The sequence below is a fragment of the Myceligenerans halotolerans genome, assembly GCF_054782975.1.
This window is the reverse complement of sequence record NZ_BAAGRL010000006.1, coordinates 223,055-242,135: the sequence shown is the minus strand read 5'-3', so window position 1 is coordinate 242,135 and position 19,081 is coordinate 223,055. Positions and strand designations below refer to the sequence as shown.

The window sequence follows — 19,081 nt, the reverse complement described above, 5'->3', positions numbered from 1 at the left end:
GACGGCCTGAGCGTACAGCGTTGTCCGGAGCCGCCGGGCTCACAGCGTTGTCCGGAGCCGCCGGGCTCAGCCCTGCGGGCGCTCGTGCCTCGCGTCCTCGGTCTTCGCACCCTTTCCGGCGGCCCGGGACCGGCTGAGCCGGTCTGTCAGGTGCGGAAACCTGGGCGCCTCATGGGGCCCGGAGTCGCTACAGCAGCCGGCGGGCCGCTGCCCAGCGGGTGAGTTCGTAGCGCGACGAGAGCTGGAGCTTGCGCAGTACCGCCGACACGTGGGTCTCGACCGTCTTGATCGAGATGAACAGCTCGCTCGCGACCTCCCGGTAGGAGTAGCCGCGGGCGATCAGCCGCATGACCTCCTGCTCGCGCTTGGAGAGGCGGTCCAGCTCGTCGTCGGCGACGGCGATGTCGGCGGCGCCCGTCCCGAACGCGTCCAGCACGAACCCGGCGAGCCTCGGCGAGAACACCGCGTCGCCGCCCGCGACCCGGACCACCGCGGCCGACAGCTCCGGGCCCGAGATGTTCTTGGTGACGTAGCCGCGAGCGCCGGACCGGATGACGGCGACCACGTCCTCGGCGGCGTCGGACACGGACAGCGCCAGGAACCGTACGGGCACTCCGTCGCCGTTCGGGCGGGCCACGTCCGCGCAGCGCTGGACCACCTCGGCGCCCCCGCCGCCGTTCCCGCCGGGCAGGTGCACGTCGAGCAGGACGACGGGTGGCCGTTTGTCGTGCACGACGGCGACCGCGGAGTCGACGTCGTCCGCCTCGCCCACGACGGCGACCCGCTCGTCGAGGGAGGCGCGCACGCCGGTGCGGAACAGGTGGTGGTCGTCGACGAGCACCACCGGTACGCGCGGGCGGGTCTGGTCGGCGGTCATGCGTTCTCCTCGGTCTTCGCGGTGGCGGTGTCCGGCGCGGCCGGCTGCGCCTCGTCGGTCCTGGTTCCGTTGCTCTTCGTCCCGTTGGTCCTGCCCCCGTTGCCCCGGGGCCTGTCCGACGGCGGTTCCCGGCGGGGCACGCGCATCCGTACCTCTGTGCCCCACCCGGGCCGACTCTGCACCTCGGCGACCCCGTCGCGGCGTCGGACACGCCCGAGGATCGACTCCCGGACGCCGAACCGGTCGGACGCGATCTCGTCGATGTCGAAGCCGTCGCCGCGGTCGCGGACGAAGGTCTCCACGGACTCCTCCCCCACCTCGAGGTAGACGGAGACGGGCGGGCGGCCGTGGGTGGCGGCGTTGACGAGCGCCTCGCGGGTGGCCTGGAGCAGGGCCGCGGTGTTCGGGGTGGGCACGCAGTCGCCCACTGCCACCGTGTCCACGGTCAGGGGTGCGAACGCGTCCTCGACCTGACCGACGAGATCTCGCAGTTCCGCGGCGACGGACTCGCCGGGCGAGGGCCGGTCGTCGTAGAGCCACTCGCGCAGCTCGCGTTCCTGGGCGCGGGCCATGCGGGAGACGGACTCGGAGTCGTCTGCTCGGGCGCGGATGAGGGCGAGGGTCTGAAGCACGGAGTCGTGCAGGTGGGCGGCGATGTCGGCGCGCTCGGCCTCGCGGGCACGGGCGGCGCGCTCGTCGCCGAGCTCGCGGACGAGCTTGAGCCACCACGGTGCGAGCACGAGGATCACGCCGGCGACCACCGCGACCGAGGCGACGGTGGCCTGCACCATCGTGCTGATCGATGCTTCCTGCCCGACCAGCATCAGCACGCCGACGATGGTCAGCAGGATCCCGCCGACCAGGCGCAGCATCCCGGCTCGCGTCCGCGGGCTGTCGCCCAGCCATCGCCCGCGCGACGTGCCGTCGAGCTGGCTCCAGGCGAGGGCGATACCGCCCAGCACGATCAGCGCGGGCAGCAGCCAGGACGCCCAGAGGTCCCAGCCGGCCTGGACCGCGAGGAGGAGTGCGGCGCCGCTGAGCAGCACCACGCCGATGGTGATGTCCCGGGTGTTCAGGCGTGTGACCGGGCCGGAGAGGCGCAGGCGGTCGGTCAGGGAACGGGCCGCGGCGTCGTCGTCGCCCGGCTCCTCCACGGCGGCGAGGCGTGGTGCGATGCGACGGCGTGCGGGGTCGACGTCGATGTCGGTGTCGGCAACGGGCTCCGGGCGGCCCGGAGCCACGGTCACCCACCAGAACAGGTAGGCGATGACGCCGGCGCCGTTCAACAGCGTGGTCAGCACGAAGAGCACCCGGATCAGCCAGACGGGCATGCCCAGGTGCGCGGCGAGCCCCGCGGCCACGCCCGCGACCCAGCGGCCCTCGCGGGGGCGCCGCAGGGTGAGGCGGGCGGGCGCGGTCGGCGCCGGGCTCCCGGCCGGGCCGGCGGGCGGTGGGCCCGCCGTCGGTGGTGCTTGGTTCGTCACACCACGATCGTGGCATGTCGCGGCTCCCCTGAGGAGCCATGGACGGGGATCTCAGGGTCCGGGGGACGCCGAACCAGGGTCGGTTCAGGGCAGCACCCGATCCATATCGCGCGGCCCGTCGACGAGCATGGAGTCATGACCACAGACCCGACCGCAGGCGAGGGGCCGACGCCACCGGGCGAGCCCGAACCGAGCGCGCAGCAGACATCGTTCGCGGAGCAGGCCCCGCCGCAGCAACCGCCCGGAGCCCAGCCCCGTCCGGCTGGTTCCGGCTTCTTCGACTCGATCCGCCGCACCGGCCTCTACCGCGCCGACCGGCGCTGGGTCGGCGGCGTCGCGTCCGGCGTGGCCGCCCGCCTGGGCTGGGACCCCCTGCTGGTCCGGGGCCTGTTCGTCATCACCTTCTTCCTGGGCGGCATCGGTCTCATCGCGTACGGCCTCGGGTGGGCGCTGCTGCCGGAGCAGTCCGACGGCCGCATCCATCTCGAGCAGGCGATCCGCGGCAACTTCGACGTCGCGCTCCTCGGTGCGGCCGTGCTCTTCCTCTTCGGATTCGCGTGGGGCGGCCCGTGGGACTGGGGCTTCTTCGGTAACTCGGAGTGGATCGCGGGGCTGTTCTGGATCGCCGTCGTCGTCGGGATCGTCTACCTGCTGGTCCAGGCAGTACGGCGGCGACCCTCGACCGAGGGGGAGCCGCACGCGCAGCCGTACCCCGGCCCGCAGCAGTACGCGGCGGGGCAGCCGTACGCCGGGCAGTCGTATGCCGGGCAGCCGTACGCCGGAACGACGACGACGGCGGCGGCCGCCCAGCCCGGCCGGGGCGGCACGACGGCTCCGGCGCCGCCCGCGAGCGGCCCCGCGGGGCCTGGTCCGGCGACGCCTCCGGTGGCCAACGGGGCCGTCGGCCTGCACGACCGCCCGGCCGCGCCGTCGGGCACCGCGCCGACGGCCCCTTATGGCGGTGCGCCCCATCCGCCGTACGCGGCGCCTCCCACGCCGTATGCCGGCGCGCCCTACGCGCAACCGGTCCCGCCTCGGCGCAAGGGCGGCGGCGCGGGGATCGTCTTCGGCCTGATCCTGCTGACCGGTGCGGTGCTCCTGTTCGACGCGCTGGTCCTGGGCGGCAGGATCCCGTACCTGTCCACGGACGAGGCGGGGATCTGGGGCGCCTGGGTCGGGACCTCGCTGCTGATCGTCGGCGTCGCGATCGTCGTCGCCGGGCTCCGCGGCCGTTCGAGCGGCGGCCTGGGAGCGCTCGCGATCGTGGGCCTGATCCTGGGCATCCCGACGCTCTGGTGGGTACAGGAGGACGTCTCCGGCCACGTCGACGACGGCCGCGCGATCGTCGGCGAGGTCTTCGACTTCGACGGCCGCGTGGACGGCTACGAGCCCGGCACCCCCATCGCCGACGGCACGTTCTCGCCGAACCGGATCGCCGAGGCCGAGCGCGGCTACTCGGTCAGCTGGGGCGACCCCACCATCGACCTGACCGAGCTCGATCTGTCCGATGTCGACCCGGGCGATCCGGTCGAGGTACCCATCGCGGTCGGCGCGGGAGCCGCGACCGTCATCGTGCCCGCGGACGTCGCCGTCGAACTCGACGGCCTGATCTCGGCCGGAGAAGTGGAGTGGTTCGTGGACGGTGACGAACGAGCCTACAGCGGTATCGACGACCAGCGGGTCGAGATCGCCAGCGACGAGGTCGACGACGACGGGGCCACGCTCCGCCTGGTCGTCGAGGTCTCCGCGGGCGGTCTCGTCATCGAGGAGGAAAAGTGAGCGAGAACAAGCACGAGCCCGATGAGGCCCGAGAGAACGAGACCCGTTCGGCCGGTGCGCCGGAGGGTGCCGTGGCCGGCGACGTCGCGGACACCACCGAGGTGATCGAGAACCTCCCGACCCCGGACCCCGAGTCCACCGACGAGGCCGCCGGCCCGGTGGAGCCGGCGACGGCTACCGGACCGGGTGCCGGACCGGGCGCCGAGCCGGGTGCCGAGCCGGCAGGTTCGGCCGGGCCGCCGGAGCGATCGGTGCCGGAGACGGAGGAGATCGGGATCGGCCGGAACGGCGACCCGGCGGCAGCGGGCGGCTCCGGCGTGGACCCGGCGGACGTTCCGCCGGGCCAGCCGGCCTCTGTCCACCACGGCGCGCCGGGCCAGGCATCCGGGCAGGGCGCTCCGCCCGCGACCGCGGTTCAGACCGTGCAGCACCCGAACGTCCCCCCGCGGCCCGCACCGCCACAGGGCCCGCGCGTCGGGACCGTCGTCTGGGGACTGGTGGTCCTCGCGATCGGACTGGGCGTGCTCGCCGCCTCGGCGGGCGCCCGCATCGACGTCAGCCTCGCGGCGATCCTGCTGCTCGGCGGCGCCGGCGTGGCCCTGGTCGCGGGCTCGATCGTCTCGAGCTTCCGCAGGCGCGGCGAGCCGTAGCAGTTGCCGCGAGCCATGAGGCTGCTTACGCCTGACACGGCTCAGGCGTAAGCAGCCTCATGGTCCGTCGACGGACCCGCCCTCAGGTCACCAGCCGCTCCCACGTCAGGGCCACCACTACGCCCAGGAGCATGAACGGGCCGAACGGGATGTACGACTTGCGGCCCGCCAGGCGGAACAGCAGGAGGGCCACGGCGACGACACCGCCCACCGCATAGGGCGCGACCGCCCCCAGCAGGAACGCGTCCCAGCCCCACCAGGCAGTGACCGCGCCGAGGACGCCGGCCAGCTTCACGTCCCCCAGCCCGATCCCGCCGGCGAAGATCAGCCACATCAGCAGGTAGAAGCCCGCGTGTGCGGCGAACCCCAGGGCCGCCCGCCCGAGCGCCTCCCAGGATGGTCCTCCGGTGAGGGCACCCGCCACTGCGGCGAGGATCAGGAGCCCGCCCACCACCGCCGTCGTCGGGTACACGATCGCGTTCGGCAGGCGATGCGTCCGCGCGTCGATGACCCCGAGCGCGGCGCCGGCCACGGCGAGGACGACGACGGCCGGCGTGGCCCACGAGGCCCCTCCCGCCCACACCGCCCACACGACGGCCAGGACGGCGACCACGACCACGGACCGCGCGAACGGCCGCACCTCTCCGACGATCCTGGTGGACAGCGAACCGGCCGGGAGCGCCGGGCGGGTTTCGGACTCAGTCACGGAACGAGCGTAGACACGTCACGCCGAATCGCACGCCCATCACGCAAACGGATGCCGAATCGCACGTTGAATCGTTTTGATCGCGCGTTTGCACGATTCAACCTGCGGTTCCACCGCGGCTGTCGGAGCGGGCCTGCGGTTCGGTGGCGCGGAGTACACGAGGTCTTCATCGCACGAGGGCCAGCTCAATCGCACGGGCGTACGCCCGCTCCGTCGCCGCGAGGACCCCGGGCCAGGCGTAGGCGGCCAGGCGGGTGTCGTCGCGCGAGCGCTCCAGGAGCCGGTGCAGCAGGTCGCCGTCCGTCGCAAGCCGGACGAGGGCGCGCGCCAGGGCGGCGTCGTCGGGCACGATCAGGCCGTCGACGCCGCTTGATACCCGCTCCGCCACGCCCGACCCGGCCCGCGTCAGCACCGCGAGGCCGGCGGCCTGCGCCTCAAGCGCCGCGATGCCGAACGCCTCCGCCACCGCGGGCGCGGCGAACACGTCGGCGCCGGCGTAGAGCTCGCGCAGGCCGTCGGCGCCGAGGGCGCCGGGCAGCGAGACGACGTCGGACAGCCCGTGCTCGACGACGAACCTCCGGGCGCGCGTGAGCTCGGCCCCGTCGCCGGCGAGCGTGACCCGGAGACGGCCACGGGCGAGCACCTCGTACGCCCGGGCCGCCGACGCCAGCAGCGGCAGCATCCGCTTGCGCGGCGCGAATCGCCCCGCCGAGACCAGGTGAAGGCCGCTGGTCCGGAAGCCCTCGAACGGTGATCCACCCGGTGCCGCCCCCGGCCCGGAGCCACCAGCAGGCCCGACGGTTCCGGTCTCGTGGACGTTCCCGGTTCCGCCGGCAGCCCCGGGCTCTCCCGCGTTCCTGGTTCCCTCGGTGTCCCGGGAGTGCCTTCCTTCGGCGTCCCGGTGGCGCACGGGCCGCCATTCCGCCAGGTCGAGCCCGTTCGGCAGCACCAGCACCTCGCCGCGCGTCCCGACGATCCGTCGCAGCGGCGCCGCCGTCAGTTCACTCACCGCGGACCACTGCACTGGCCATCGCGACCACCGGGTCATCGCGTCGGCGGCGGCGAAGGCCCGCCACGCCGGGCCCCACACGCTGTGCACGGTCAGCACGGCGGGCAGGCCGAGCCGGGTGATCGGGCCGAGCGCGGCCTGGACGGTGGGCGCGAGGACACCCATGTGCAGGTGCACGACGTCGGGCCGCGCCCCGCTCGCCATCGCCATCCGCAGCCGCCGCACCACGTGCGACGTCGAGCGCGGGTGGATCGGCCAGCCACCGGGAACACGCGCGGCGATGCGGTGCACGGTCACGTCGGGCACCGCGGCGGCAGAACCGGCCACGTCGTCGCGGGCGCCGTCGGCATCGGAGTCGGAACCCGAGTCATCGACACCGGAGCCGACAGCAGCGGAATCGAAGGCCCCCAGGCGTTCCACGGCCGTCGTCACCCCGCGCTCGCCCGGCGCCCCCGGCGTCGTGGTGATCACCTCGACCTCGTGCCCGGCCGCGGCTTGCCGCGCGGCAAGCCGCGCCACCTGCGCCTCCATCCCGCCCATCAACGGCGCGAACGTATCGGAGACGTGCACGATCCGCACGGCGCGCACCCGGGTCCGGGAACTACTTCGCGGGCGGGTAGAGCGCCTGGACGTCGAGCTCTATCGGGAACGGGCGGTCCACCTTCAGGGTGTCGCGGAAGATCCCCGTGGGGACATAGGCGCTGGTCATGTCGTCCAGCTCGTAGACGTGGACCGTGGTGACCGGCCCGCCGTCCCGCACTTCGCCCTCGACTCGCCAGAAATGGCCTATCCCTGCCTCGGCGTACTTGTGGGGCTTGACTGTCTTGTCACGGTGGTCGGACTCGGGGGAGACGACCTCGACCGCCAAGAGGATGTCCTGCGCGTCGTACCAGGTCACATCCCAATCGACCGCGCGACTGGACACGATCACGTCAGGCTCGGGTCGGTTGCGGTCGTCGAGGCGAACGGTCATCTCGCTGTCGACGACCAGGCCCTCCGGCGCCTGCTCCATGAGGAAGCTTCGGAGGTAGAAGATGGCGTCGCTGTGCCAGCGACGCTGTGGGGACATCATGAAGACCAGGGCTCCGTCGATCAGTTCGGTGTGGCGGGGAGCGTCCGGCAGGCCGTCCAGGTCCTCGGCAAGCCAGCCCTCCTCACGAGGAGGGCGCATCCAGTCAGGGAGCTCGGCCATGGCACCACCGTAGCAACGTGCGACGCGCACGCCATGAGCCGTCCTGAGTCCTCCAGATCGCATGTCGAGAGGTTAACAGGTCCAGTTGAGTCGCGCCCGCGGAGCGAGAAATGCGCAGCATGCCCAGCGCCCAGGGCATGACGATCCGCGAAGCGAGGCCGGGGAGTTGAGGATGTCCGTTCTGGGATGGTGCCCCCGTAGCGAGGAACGAGCGCAGGGGGTATCTCTTCCCAGAACGGACATCCTCAACTCCCCGGCCGCCTCCGGGCAGCGGACGAGCCGCCGCTCACTCCCACTCGATGGTGCCCGGCGGCTTGCTCGTCACATCCAGGGTGACGCGGTTGATCTCCCGCACCTCGTTGGTGATCCGCGTCGAGATGACCGACAGCACGTCGTACGGCAGGCGCGTCCAGTCGGCCGTCATCGCGTCCTCGGAGCTCACCGGGCGCAGCACGATCGGGTGGCCGTAGGTGCGGCCGTCGCCCTGCACGCCCACGCTCCGCACGTCGGCGAGCAGCACCACGGGGCACTGCCAGATCTCGCCGTCGAGCCCGGCCCTGGTCAGTTCCTCGCGCGCGATCGCGTCGGCGCGGCGCAGGATCTCCAGGTTGTGCTCGGTCACCTCACCCACGATGCGGATACCGAGCCCCGGCCCCGGGAACGGCTGCCGCGACACGATCTCCTCCGGCACGCCGAGTTCGCGGCCCACGGCCCGGACCTCGTCCTTGAACAGCGTCCGGAGCGGCTCGACCAGGGAGAATGTCAGGTCCTCGGGCAGCCCGCCCACGTTGTGGTGCGACTTGATGTTGGCCGCGCCCTCGCCGCCGCCGGACTCCACGACGTCCGGGTACAGCGTGCCCTGGACCAGGAACTTTACTTCCTCGCCGTGCGCGCCGGCGGCGGCGACGATGTCCCGCTGTGCGTCCTCGAAGACACGGATGAACTCGCGCCCGATGATCTTGCGCTTCCGCTCCGGGTCGGTCACGCCCGCGAGCGCCGCGAGGAACCGCTCCTTCTCGTGCCGGATGACGAGGTTCACGCCGGTCGCGGCGACGAAGTCGCGTTCGATCTGCTCGACCTCGCCGGCGCGCATGAGGCCGTGGTCCACGTGCACGCAGGTGAGCTGGTCGCCCACAGCCTTCTGCACGAGGGCCGCCGCGACGGCGGAGTCGACCCCGCCGGACAGCGCGCAGATCACTCGTGCGTCGCCGACCTGGGCCCGGATGGCCTCGACCTGCTCGGCCACGACGTTGTCGGCGGTCCAGTCGGGGGCCAACCCGGCGCCGTCGTACAGGAAGCGCTCGAGGACGGCCTGGCCGTGTTCGGAGTGCTTGACCTCGGGGTGCCACTGCACGCCGAAGAGGCGCCGTTCGCGGTGCTCGAACGCGGCGACGGGGGCGCCGACGCTGGTGGCGAGGACCTCGAAGCCCGGAGGCGCGGCTCGCACGGAGTCGCCGTGGCTCATCCAGGTGACCTGGTGGGCGGGGGTGCCGTCGAGCAGCACGCCCGCGGCGCAGACGTCGACGTCGGTCCCGCCGAACTCGCTGAGCCCTGTCTTGGCGACCTCGCCGCCGAGGGCCTGTGCCATGGCCTGGAAGCCGTAGCAGATGCCCATGACGGGCACGCCGACGTCGAACAGCTTGGGGTCGACGGCGGGTGCGCCGTCGGCGTAGACCGACGACGGTCCGCCGGACAGGATGATCGCCGCCGGGTCCTTGGCGAGTATCTCGCCGACGGTGGCCGTGTGCGGCACGACCTCCGAGTACACCTTCGCCTCGCGCACGCGGCGTGCGATGAGCTGGGCGTACTGGGCGCCGAAGTCGACCACCAGCACGGGGCGGTGCTGGCGCGGTTCGGCGAGGGGCTGGTTGGCGGCGGACGTCGTCACCCGAAGATTCTATGTGTCCGACGGCGGTGCGCGGGCGCCCTGCAGCGGTGCGGGACCGGTCGTTCCGCCGACCTCGTGCCCGGCGGAGCATCGGCGTCGGCCTACTAGGCTCGCCGTGTGAGCACCGCCGAGTCCGAGAGCCCGTCCGTCCCCTCCGCCGAGGCCGCCGGCACCGCGATCCGCAAGGCGCGCGGCGCGCTGACGCGATATCGCGTCCTGGCGATCGTGACCGCCGTGATGTTGCTGGTCCTCGTGGTGGAGATGGGGATCAAGTACGTCCTGGGCGCGGTCGTGGACGTCGACCCGGTCATGCCGTTCATCGCGTGGGTGCCGTTCGCGCACGGGTGGATCTACGTGGTCTACCTCGTCACGGTGGCGGACCTGTGGTCAAAGATGCGCTGGGGCTTCGGGCGGCTGGTGACGATGGTGCTGGCGGGTGTCGTGCCGGTGATGTCGTTCGTGCTGGAGCGCAAGATCCACGCCGAGGCGGAGGCGAAGCTCGCCGCGCTCGAGGAGCGTTTCGGGGTCTGAACGTCCGGACGCGGCACCCATGTCCGTCACATCCCTCTCATTTCCATCTCAAGACCGTAACGATAGTTGACCTCAATCGCCAAGGTTTGGAAAGATAGTTCCACATGGAACTTCACCCGGAATCAGGGGGCGGTTATGGGTGAGACGACTTTCCTCTATCTGTCTGTCGCCACGCTCGTGCTGGCGATCCCGGCGATCATCCTGGTCTCGGTCGCGACCGTGGCATCAGGTTTCTCGGGCCTCCTGAGACTGGGCTTCGGAGCCCTCCGGGCAGGCCTCATCCCGGAGCATCGATACGTCCGTGACCATGGCATAGACCAGCTTTCTGCAGTTCGGGGCGTCGCCGGTGCCGTCCTGCTGACCACCGCGGAGCTGATGCGGTCCAGGGCCCTTCCGACCAAGCTCCCGGCCCCGATCCCGGACACGGGACTGCCGTCCTGGATCGGCATCCTGGCTCACGGGACCCTCTGGGCGGTGAGCTCCCTCGCGGCCGTCGCGCTGTTGATCTCGCTTGGCTCACTCTTCATGTACAAGCGGCAAATTCGTTACCCACCACCCATTACACCGGAAGACGGCCGGGCCCGCTCGGTCCTCTCCCCCTTCCTTCCCCTGCGCGCCCCGGCGACGCTCGCGGTCATCAGCATCCTGACGGTCGCCTACGTCATGGTCCTGCCCCCGCTGTGGCCGGAGGGCGGCGCCGAGCTGCCCGAGGCGCAGACTCCGGAGGTCGGGTCGCTCCTGCTGCTGGCCGTCCTCATGATCCTCGGGATCATCGGGCTGATCCTGCTCGTCGGCGTCGTCACCGTCGGGCTGCCGCTGGCCATCACCTTTCACTCCCGTGGCGCCGACGGCCACCCCACACTCCCGGCGCTCTGGTCGCTCGCCCTGGCCGGGCTCTACGCGATGCAGCGCGGGCCGGAGTGGTTCGCCGTGGCGTCCGACGCGGTGGCCGGCGGCGGTTCCGGCACCCTGCCGGGCGGAGCCACCGGCGAGTACCTCGTCACGGCCGCGATGCCCGGCTTCACGGCCATGCTGATCATCGTCATGATCTCGGTGTGGGAGCTGATCCGGCTGCACGTCGTGCACGGCATCGACCCGTGGACCCCCACCGCCGTCCTGACCCCGCCACGCGGCCCCGAGACCGACAACCCGCTCGTCGCCGACCCGCAGGCAGTTCCCGGCCTGCGCCCGGACAACCCGCGGAAGTCCGGTGTGGCTCGGATTCCGAGCTACCTCACGAGGAAGCTGCGGCAGGTCGGCCAGACGGTGAAGGGGTAGCGGGCCGGCTGTCGAGCGGTCGGCTCCTTGTCATTGCGGTCGGTCCCCCAAGAGACCGACCGCAATGACAGCGGACCGACCACACACCCACCTGTGCGCGGACAGGCTGTCGGACCGCCGCGGCGCTTTGGTTGAATGCTTGCGTGACCACACACCCGTTCGATGCCATCACCGCCGACCAGCTCCGCGACGCCGGCAGCATGAAGTGGACCGCCTTCCCCGGCACGATCGGGGCGTGGGTGGCCGAGATGGACTTCGGCACGTCGCCCGAAGTCACCAGGGCCCTGCACGAGGCCGTCGACCGCGCCGCGTTCGGGTACCTGCCGAAGGCCCTGGTCACCGAGATGTCCGAGGCGTATACCCGGTTCGCCGCGGACCGCTACGGCTGGGACGTGGACCCGGCCCGCGTCCGCCCGGTGTCCGACGTGCTCACCGCGCTCGAGGCCGTCATCACCCACTACTCGCGCCCGGGCTCGCCGATCATCCTGCCCACCCCGGCCTACATGCCGTTCCTCACCCTGCCGGGCACCCTGGGCCGCGACATCATCCAGGTCCCGATGGCAGTCACCGACACCCCCGAGGGCCCGCACCACAGCTACGACCTCGACGCGCTCGACGCCGCGTTCGCCGCCGGCGGTCACCTCCTGGTGCTGTGCAACCCGCACAACCCGGTCGGCCGCGTCCTCACGCCGGACGAGATGCACGCGATCACCGAGGTCGTGGACCGCCACGACGGCCGGGTCTTCGCCGACGAGATCCACGCGCCGCTGACGTTCGCCCCGCACCGCCATGTCCCCTACGCCTCGCTGTCCGAGACGGCGGCCGGCCACACCGTCACGGCCACCTCGGCGTCGAAGGCGTGGAACCTGCCCGGCCTGAAGTGCGCGCAGCTCGTGCTGTCGAACGGCGCGGACGTCAGGACCTGGAACGAGGTGGGCCACCACGCCGAGATGCAGGCCGCGACCCTCGGCGTCGTCGCAGCCACGGCCGCCTACGACCGCTCCCGCGACTGGCTCGACGACACCCGCGCCTACCTCCAGGGCAACTTCCGCACACTCGTCGACGGCGTCGCCGAGCACCTCCCGGACGTGACCGTCACCCCGCTGGAGGGCACCTATCTGTCGTGGCTGGACTGCCGCAAGCTGGACCTCGGCGACGCGGCGTCCCCGGCAGCGTTCTTCCGCGACCGCGCCGGCGTCACGACGACCGACGGCGCCCTGTGCGGCGAGGCGGGCCAGGGCTTCGTCCGCCTCAACCTGGCCACCCCGCGCCCCATCCTCCGGGAGGCCCTGACCAGGATGGGCACGGCGGTCGCGCAGGGCTGACGCACCGCGCCCCGTCACCTCGACCCACCGGCCCGCGGGACAGGGATCGCCGGCCCCGACGCCGGGACGTCGAGCAGGCGGAGGTACCGGACGGCAACGGCGGCGATCCAGCCGAGACTGATGCTCAGATTGATCCGCTGCCACAGCCCGTGAAAGGTGCCTGACGCGGAGTCCATGTCGTACGCCCCCGCCGCAATCGCGAACGTCGCCGGAATCGCCACGGCCGTGACGACGGAGTACCACATCCACGGTCGCCCGCCCGGGCAGAGCAACCGGACACTCCGCCCGACTTCGCGACGGAGACCCCCACGCTCATGGCCGCCATCACCAAGGGCGGTTCGCCCGACGGCCCGGCTGCCTTCGAGGACGGCATCGCCCTGCTCCTCGACGGCATCGAAGCCGGTCGCTGACCAAGGAGCCCGTCACCTTCCACCTGCCCGTGCGCAATGTGCGCGTGCGCCGGAGTCCCGCTCGACAGGACACATAGAGACCGCGAACGTAGGATGTCGGAAGTTTCAGCGAGGTGCGCAGGGCGTACCTCGCTGCTGCTATTCCACCAACAACACACGGGAGAAGTCCTTGGCCTTCCACGGGACCCCAGACAGCGGAGCCGCCTCCGCGAGCGCGCTCGCCGGCTGCCAGGTGTTCGTCGACGAGACCAAGGTCAGGGGGTTCGTGCTCGTCGCGGCCTTCGTAGCACCGCATGAAGTCCATCGCCTTCGAGCGGCCTTGCGCGTTCACCGCAAGCCCGGCCAGCGCAGCTTGCACTTCAAGTCGGAGAGACCTGCGGTACGCGAGGCCGTGATGAGGACACTCGCAGCGCATGGAGTGACTGCCGTGCTCTTTCGCGCGGAAATGAAGAAGGGCTCGCCGCCACGTGGAGCCTGTATCCGTGCTCTCGCGCGATACGTACGGGATCGTGAGTGTCGGTCTGTGGTCTTGGACATGGACGAAAGCGTGGCAGTGCTCGACCGCCGCATCCTCAACCAGGAGCTACGCAAGACCGAAGTGCGTTATGACCACATGCACCGCCATGAGGAGCCGCTGCTCTGGGCAGCAGACGCTGTCGCGTGGGCCTGGCAGCGCGGCGGCCCGTGGCAAGCGGCCGCCAAGGGCCTGATCGCAGAAGTCATCGAGACGCCGCTCTGACGCGACTGAGTCCGGACAGCGCGAAGCCCGGGCTACCAACCGTCCGGAAGGCCCCCGGGCTCACTTCTCAGGGCTATTGCCCCTCGCATGAACCACCGTACATCGGATCCGGGAAAGTGCAAGGTGGCCTTGACGTCCTGGGCGAAGGGGTCAACTTGCACCGTCAGCAGCCGCTGGAAGAAGCCCCGGCCTCACGCCGCCGGCAGCCCCGCGATGCCCGTGTCCGGGTCCGTGGCCCGGCCGCCGCGCTTGCCGCCCGCCATCTCGTCGCGGACGAGCGAACACCCACCACTGCAGCGCGTAGAACGCATTCTGCAGGTTGACGCCCGTACCGCCCTCGATCATGGGGCGGGGAATCGAGGCGGAGCTCACGCGACAACGGGCAGCCGTCGGCGCTACCGGTGCGACCCGTGTCGATCGGTCGTGCCGAGCTTCTGAAGCAGGATGGTCAGCGCGGGAACTTCCATCCTTGTAGGTCCGGACCAGACCCGACCCGCCTCACCCACGGAGAACCACCCCTGAACTATTCGCTGCGGAGGCCTTCCACCGGGGAAAGCTGCGCGGCGCGCATGGCGGGGTAGACACCTGCAAGGATGCCGACCAGGACCGAGAGCCCGATGCCAACGCCGGCTGCGATCCAGTCTGGGTACGGTGGCGTTCGTTGAGCGGTTCCGTAGATGACGACGACGATCAGACCCAGGAATGCGCCCGCAGTCCCGCCGCCCAGGCCCAGGATCCCAGCCTCCAGCATGAACTGAGTGCGGATCTGCGCCGCGCGTGCCCCCACCGCGCGCCGCAGCGCAATCTCGGAACGGCGTTCCAACACGGCGATGATCATCGTGTTCACGATCCCGATCGCGCCGACCAACAGAGCCACGGCCGCCAACCCGAGCGCGAGCTGCTGGAACGTCGTGTCCACGACCTTCTGCGCCTCGGCGAGCTGCGAGGGTGGCGACACGCTCACCGCACGCGGCATCGCCGGATTGGCAGTGTCATCGAGCACCTCGGTCACCGCGTCCACCGTCCCGGACCTGGCCCGCACGTAGATCGTGCTGATCTCCAGGCTGGGATCCTGGTCCAGGATCCACTCCTCACCGAGCAGCGCCGCCGAATCCGCCTGTGGCACGAGGCCGGAGGGCTCCAGTACACCGATCACGGCATACCAGGTGTCGTCGATCCAGATCCGCTGCCCTACCTCTGTCACACCCAGATGTTCCGCGGCCCGCGCCCCAAGCACGGTCGTGGGAAGCGACGCCGATGCGGCATCGAACCAGCTCCCTCGCGCCACGGTCAGATCCATCGCGTTGGCCAGTTCAGGCTGCACGGCAATAGCCGACAACCCGCCACCCATCGTCTCGGGCACGTACTCGTTGCGGAACACCCCAACCTCCCCGAGGTTCCGCACCGCGGCGGCACCGAGCACAGGCCCCACCCGCTGGATCATCTCCGGCGCAGTCTCCGGCAACGGCACCGGCTGCCGATCCGGCCCCGTCCCGGGAGCTACCAAGAGCACGTTCGACCCCATCGCCTCCAACTCAGCACGCAGCGCGGCCTCATTCGTCGCGGTGATCCCCATAATCGCCACCAACGTCGCGATACCAATCCCGATCCCCAACATCGACAGCAAAGACCGCGATGGACGAGACCGCGGCCCGAGCATTGCCGTCGCGAACGTGTCACGCAGATCAAGCCGAGCCATCACGCCTCCCCACGGCCAGCAGGGAGTTCTCATCCGACTCGATGCGCCCGTCACGAATCTTGATCCGACGCCGGAAACCCGCCGCAATGTTCTCGTCATGCGTGATCACCACAAGTGCGACATCGTCCAGGCGACGGAACAGCGTCATGATTGACCGTCCTGTGGTCTGGTCCAACGCTCCGGTCGGCTCGTCAGCAAGCACGACGGCGGGCCGATGTGCGATAGCGCGCGCGATCGCGACGCGCTGCTGTTCACCACCGGACAGCTGCGTGGGGCGGTGGTCGAGCCGCTCGGCCAGCCCGACCCTTTCCAACGCTTCGGTAGCCCGACGACGGCGTTCGGCGCGTGCCAACCCTGAGTACAACATCCCGAGTTCTACGTTGCCCACCGCATCCACGTGCGGCAACAGATGGAACTGCTGGAATACGAAACCCAACGAGCGGGACCGCAGCTCAGACCGCTCACCGTCGGACATCGCGCCCGTCGAGCGATCATCGACCAGCACATCACCCATCGTGGGCTGATCCAGCGTGCCGAGGATCGACAGCATCGTCGACTTCCCGGAACCAGACGGCCCCACGATCGCAGCATGCTCGCCGTGCCCGACTGAAATGGACACATCCTTCAGGACCGTGAGGTCACCCGAGCCGGTCATGTATGTCTTGGACACCCCACGCAGCTCGATCGCGGGGCGTGTCGCATCCGGGTTCACGGAATCAGCACCTCGTCACCCTCATCCAACTGCGCGCTCGTGACCTGGACCTTCGCCTCAGCCACCAGGCCAACCTCGACCGGGACGAGCGTGCCGCTACCCGGCAACGAATCTGGCATCACCTTCTCCACCGCGTAGCCGCCCTCGGCCAACGCGACCAAAGCCGTCACCGGCACGATCAACGCGTCCTCGACACTGTCCATCGTCACCTCGATCCGGACCGCCGCACCAACGCTTCCCGACAGCTTGTCCTGATCCTCGATCTCCACCACCACCGTCGCCGACTCCGCCGACTCCCCCTCGCCGCCACCAGCACCATCGACCGCGCCGTCACCGGATCCGCTATCCGGATGAGATCCGTCGGTGGAGACGATCTTGCCCGGCAGTTCCTGCCCATCCGGCAGCGTGACCGTCACCGAATCGCCCACCGACAAGGATGCCTGCTGCGAACGGGTGACCTCCGCCTCCGCGCTGATCGTCGCACCCGTCCACCGCAACACCTCACCCGACGCCGGGTCGCCAACCCGCACCGGAACCGACGCCACACGGATCTGCGAGGAGTCCACGATGACTACGTCCGCCGGTGACACGAACTCGGCGCGTGCGACCGTGAAATCCCGCGCGGCCTCAGACACCTTCTTCTTCGCATCCTTGACCGCCGCCGCGAGGCTCGCGAGATCGGGGGCCTCCTCGGTTGCGCCCGCGCCGTCGCTCTCCCCGGTAGGTTCTGGTGACGATGAGCCGCCCTCGTGGGCAGCGGTGAGGGCCTTCTTCGCGTCCTCCAGCCCCGAAACCTCCGTGTCATACGCTTCCTGCGCGGCCTCGACGCGCTTCTTGCCCTCACTCGTCCTCGACGGCGGCTCATATCCCGCCGACTCGAACAACTTCGCCAGCGCACCACTCGTCCCAGGCCCAAACACATCATCGGCCCTCGACTCGTCTAGGACGCCCGCAGCAGCCAGCGCACTGTTCAAAGACTGTACGTCCTTGCCACGGTCGCCATACTGCAACGGACGCCACAACGGCACTTCGCCGCGCAGCAGAAACGTGGGGCGACCGTTCGACTCGAACAACCGCTCCCCACTCCTAATCGTCGCGCCACCTGAGGGAATCCACGTCAGAATCCCCTCGCTGACGCCGTTCAACGGCTCCGGCTCACCACGCGACAACGTGCCGCTCAGCACCATGCCTGCTGCCAACGACCCGCGAGACACGGGTGTGGCGCGCATCTCCCTCTCGGCAGCCTCCCCAGCCGCGGCGTTCTGCGGCTCGGTGAGCTGTTGCGCTGTGAACACAGCACCACTCCCCAACACCGCCACCGCCGCCGCAGCCATCACAACCTTCGAACGACGCCTCATGGCAGAAGTCTCTACCATCCCAGCTCGGCGGCGCACTCATCGGGGTCGAGGTTCTGGCACCCTTTCACCACGTCGGAGAACGGTCCGTCCACAGCATCCGCGTAAGGTGTCAGGTCTCCCATTACCTCGAAACCAAAGAGAGGAACTTCCGCTTCAGGATCCGTATACCACTCAAGAGCCATCGGGCGACTGCACACTTCACCAAGCATGGCCGCTTCATCAAGCGAAAGCCCTTCCGGAAGGATCACAGTCCCGATGTCAGCCTTGACGTTCAGCTTCGGATCAGCAACCGTTGAAACGCCCGCATCGCGCGCACATTCCGCCCATTCGACGCCGGCATCAAAGCGCTGCACGCCAGCCTCGGCCCACCCGTCATCCCCGTAGACCTCGACGTCGTTGCTGTTGATGAACGCGTCCTTTGCGCCTTCGTTATCCGCATGACAGTCCCGAATCTCGGCATCTCTATCGACACCATCGACTGCGATCGGCACGTCCGGACCAGCCTCCACAGCACCATCAATCATCATGTATGTAGCGCCAGCAATCTCCACATATCCATCCAGCCCATCAGTGCGCCCTGAGGCTGGCGACACCGTCAACCCCAGCCCTTCAAGGCAAGCCGCATACTGCACGGTCGCTTCGTTGACATAGCCCCCGCCAGTCGATCCGCCCTCCGCAGATCCAAGTGAGGCAACCTCCCCTTCAGGGCTCGCGGTGCACCCCACCACAACCGCGACAAGCACCATCCCCAGCAAGACCGGAGCCACGCGGGATCGATATACCATCTTTACTGAACACTCCTCGAATTTGCTCATATAGCCACCTTGGCGAATGCGAACTCCGACCCCCGGAACGCAACCGTCCCGGGGGCCCGGAGCCAGCCATCAGTCAGCAAGCAGCGTAGTCGTTGCTCGCCTTGGTGAACCTGGCACTCGAAATCTTATTCGGCCAGTAATCGACGTTGTACCACTTGCCGTCGGCATCGTTGTAGTATCGGTACAACACTCGGCCGCTCAGAGAGCTGTAAGACTGCCCAGGCGCAAGCTTGACACGCTGGCCCAGGCTATACAGACCAGTGTTGAAGGAGTAGCCTCTCAAGTCGAAGAACTGAGCACGGCAAGATGAATTGGTGCCATTACTGTCAACCGACTCCATGTTGTTGTTCCAGCCGGATCCCAGGCTGGCGTAGTCGTAGATGTTGTACAGAAACCGTGCGGGAACCCCGCCGCTGTAGTTGGTACCCTTCCACGAGCAACCGTAGCCCGGCGAAGGACAATCGCTCCGAGCAGCCGTTGCCGTCGGCGCTGCGGCCATGCCCACGCCAAGCATCATGGCACATGCCGCAAGCACGCTCACTACGCGCGCCACAGCGCGCGAAATCTCTCTTTCCATCGAGTTCTCGACGGTTCGTCGCTGTCGTCTTGAACGTGTTGATGAATACATC

18 protein-coding genes are annotated in these 19,081 nt (G+C 69.8%); 6 read left to right on the top strand and 12 right to left on the bottom strand.

Annotation, left to right across the window (positions count from 1 at the left end; all coding sequences use genetic code 11):
- Positions 1 to 187: 187 nt before the first annotated feature.
- Positions 188 to 877, bottom strand: coding sequence for a LuxR C-terminal-related transcriptional regulator (locus ACYVK5_RS04345; protein WP_460702159.1), 690 nt, complete (start codon positions 875 to 877; stop codon positions 188 to 190).
- Complete coding sequence (locus ACYVK5_RS04340) at positions 874 to 2,361, bottom strand: ATP-binding protein (protein WP_460702157.1); 1,488 nt, start codon at positions 2,359 to 2,361, stop codon at positions 874 to 876. Before ACYVK5_RS04340 ends, ACYVK5_RS04345 begins: the two co-directional genes overlap by 4 nt.
- Positions 2,362 to 2,496: 135 nt before the next feature.
- Between ACYVK5_RS04340 and ACYVK5_RS04335 the strand changes: the two genes are divergently transcribed.
- Both ACYVK5_RS04335 and ACYVK5_RS04330 read left to right on the top strand, forming a co-directional pair.
- Complete coding sequence (locus ACYVK5_RS04335; protein WP_460702155.1) at positions 2,497 to 4,140, top strand: PspC domain-containing protein; 1,644 nt, start codon at positions 2,497 to 2,499, stop codon at positions 4,138 to 4,140.
- A complete protein-coding gene (locus ACYVK5_RS04330) occupies positions 4,137 to 4,790 on the top strand; it encodes a hypothetical protein (RefSeq protein WP_460702153.1) in 654 nt (217 codons plus the stop codon). The genes ACYVK5_RS04335 and ACYVK5_RS04330 overlap by 4 nt, the downstream gene beginning before the upstream one ends.
- Positions 4,791 to 4,872: 82 nt before the next feature.
- Here ACYVK5_RS04330 and ACYVK5_RS04325 read toward each other — a convergent pair whose 3' ends face one another.
- From ACYVK5_RS04325 to guaA, 4 genes are all read right to left on the bottom strand, one after another.
- On the bottom strand, positions 4,873 to 5,496 hold the full coding sequence (locus ACYVK5_RS04325; protein ID WP_460702152.1) for a prepilin peptidase: 624 nt from the start codon (positions 5,494 to 5,496) through the stop codon (positions 4,873 to 4,875).
- A gap of 166 nt (positions 5,497 to 5,662) precedes the next feature.
- Entirely contained in the window at positions 5,663 to 7,084 is a 1,422-nt protein-coding gene (locus ACYVK5_RS04320; protein WP_460702150.1) for a glycosyltransferase family 4 protein, read from the bottom strand.
- Positions 7,085 to 7,106: 22 nt separating this feature from the next.
- Complete coding sequence (locus ACYVK5_RS04315) at positions 7,107 to 7,697, bottom strand: Uma2 family endonuclease (protein ID WP_460702148.1); 591 nt, start codon at positions 7,695 to 7,697, stop codon at positions 7,107 to 7,109.
- Positions 7,698 to 7,983: 286 nt separating this feature from the next.
- Complete coding sequence (gene guaA / locus ACYVK5_RS04310; protein ID WP_460702146.1) at positions 7,984 to 9,585, bottom strand: glutamine-hydrolyzing GMP synthase; 1,602 nt, start codon at positions 9,583 to 9,585, stop codon at positions 7,984 to 7,986.
- Positions 9,586 to 9,702: 117 nt separating this feature from the next.
- On the opposite strand from guaA, the gene ACYVK5_RS04305 reads away from it, so the two are divergent.
- From ACYVK5_RS04305 to ACYVK5_RS04295, 3 genes are all read left to right on the top strand, one after another.
- Entirely contained in the window at positions 9,703 to 10,116 is a 414-nt protein-coding gene (locus ACYVK5_RS04305; RefSeq protein ID WP_460702144.1) for a DUF3817 domain-containing protein, read from the top strand.
- Between the two features lie 135 nt (positions 10,117 to 10,251).
- Positions 10,252 to 11,394 (top strand): hypothetical protein, encoded by a 1,143-nt coding sequence (locus ACYVK5_RS04300; protein WP_460702142.1) that lies wholly within the window; start codon positions 10,252 to 10,254, stop codon positions 11,392 to 11,394.
- A gap of 143 nt (positions 11,395 to 11,537) precedes the next feature.
- Positions 11,538 to 12,719 (top strand): MalY/PatB family protein, encoded by a 1,182-nt coding sequence (locus ACYVK5_RS04295; RefSeq protein WP_460702140.1) that lies wholly within the window; start codon positions 11,538 to 11,540, stop codon positions 12,717 to 12,719.
- Between the two features lie 14 nt (positions 12,720 to 12,733).
- Here the strand turns inward: ACYVK5_RS04295 and ACYVK5_RS04290 are convergent, their stop codons facing one another.
- Positions 12,734 to 12,964: a hypothetical protein gene (locus ACYVK5_RS04290; protein ID WP_460702138.1), complete on the bottom strand. Its 231-nt coding sequence runs from the start codon at positions 12,962 to 12,964 to the stop codon at positions 12,734 to 12,736.
- A gap of 712 nt (positions 12,965 to 13,676) precedes the next feature.
- Between ACYVK5_RS04290 and ACYVK5_RS04285 the strand changes: the two genes are divergently transcribed.
- Positions 13,677 to 13,868 carry a hypothetical protein gene (locus ACYVK5_RS04285; RefSeq protein WP_460702136.1) on the top strand — a complete coding sequence of 64 codons (192 nt, stop codon included), beginning with the start codon at positions 13,677 to 13,679 and terminating at the stop codon, positions 13,866 to 13,868.
- Positions 13,869 to 14,391: 523 nt separating this feature from the next.
- Here ACYVK5_RS04285 and ACYVK5_RS04280 read toward each other — a convergent pair.
- From ACYVK5_RS04280 to ACYVK5_RS04260, 5 genes are all read right to left on the bottom strand, one after another.
- Positions 14,392 to 15,567: an ABC transporter permease gene (locus tag ACYVK5_RS04280; RefSeq protein WP_460702134.1), complete on the bottom strand. Its 1,176-nt coding sequence runs from the start codon at positions 15,565 to 15,567 to the stop codon at positions 14,392 to 14,394.
- Positions 15,554 to 16,279, bottom strand: a complete 726-nt coding sequence (locus ACYVK5_RS04275; protein WP_460702132.1) for an ABC transporter ATP-binding protein — start codon at positions 16,277 to 16,279, stop codon at positions 15,554 to 15,556. The genes ACYVK5_RS04280 and ACYVK5_RS04275 overlap by 14 nt, the downstream gene beginning before the upstream one ends.
- Positions 16,276 to 17,637, bottom strand: coding sequence for an efflux RND transporter periplasmic adaptor subunit (locus ACYVK5_RS04270; protein ID WP_460702130.1), 1,362 nt, complete (start codon positions 17,635 to 17,637; stop codon positions 16,276 to 16,278). Before ACYVK5_RS04270 ends, ACYVK5_RS04275 begins: the two co-directional genes overlap by 4 nt.
- An 11-nt stretch (positions 17,638 to 17,648) precedes the next feature.
- A complete protein-coding gene (locus tag ACYVK5_RS04265; RefSeq protein ID WP_460702128.1) occupies positions 17,649 to 18,452 on the bottom strand; it encodes a hypothetical protein in 804 nt (267 codons plus the stop codon).
- 73 nt (positions 18,453 to 18,525) lie between these two features.
- Positions 18,526 to 19,081, bottom strand: a 556-nt coding sequence (locus ACYVK5_RS04260; RefSeq protein WP_460702126.1) for a peptidase inhibitor family I36 protein, incomplete at its 5' end; no start/stop codon positions are given.

What these genes read in the sequence shown, in the direction of transcription:
- ACYVK5_RS04345 (WP_460702159.1), bottom strand. Translation starts at nt 877, where the DNA reads ATGACCGCCGACCAGACCCGCCCGCGCGTACCGGTGGTGCTCGTCGAC.
- ACYVK5_RS04335 (WP_460702155.1), top strand. Translation starts at nt 2,497, where the DNA reads ATGACCACAGACCCGACCGCAGGCGAGGGGCCGACGCCACCGGGCGAG.
- ACYVK5_RS04315 (WP_460702148.1), bottom strand. Translation starts at nt 7,697, where the DNA reads ATGGCCGAGCTCCCTGACTGGATGCGCCCTCCTCGTGAGGAGGGCTGG.
- ACYVK5_RS04300 (WP_460702142.1), top strand. Translation starts at nt 10,252, where the DNA reads ATGGGTGAGACGACTTTCCTCTATCTGTCTGTCGCCACGCTCGTGCTG.
- ACYVK5_RS04290 (WP_460702138.1), bottom strand. Translation starts at nt 12,964, where the DNA reads ATGTGGTACTCCGTCGTCACGGCCGTGGCGATTCCGGCGACGTTCGCG.
- ACYVK5_RS04280 (WP_460702134.1), bottom strand. Translation starts at nt 15,567, where the DNA reads ATGGCTCGGCTTGATCTGCGTGACACGTTCGCGACGGCAATGCTCGGG.
- ACYVK5_RS04270 (WP_460702130.1), bottom strand. Translation starts at nt 17,637, where the DNA reads ATGAGGCGTCGTTCGAAGGTTGTGATGGCTGCGGCGGCGGTGGCGGTG.
- ACYVK5_RS04265 (WP_460702128.1), bottom strand. Translation starts at nt 18,452, where the DNA reads ATGAGCAAATTCGAGGAGTGTTCAGTAAAGATGGTATATCGATCCCGC.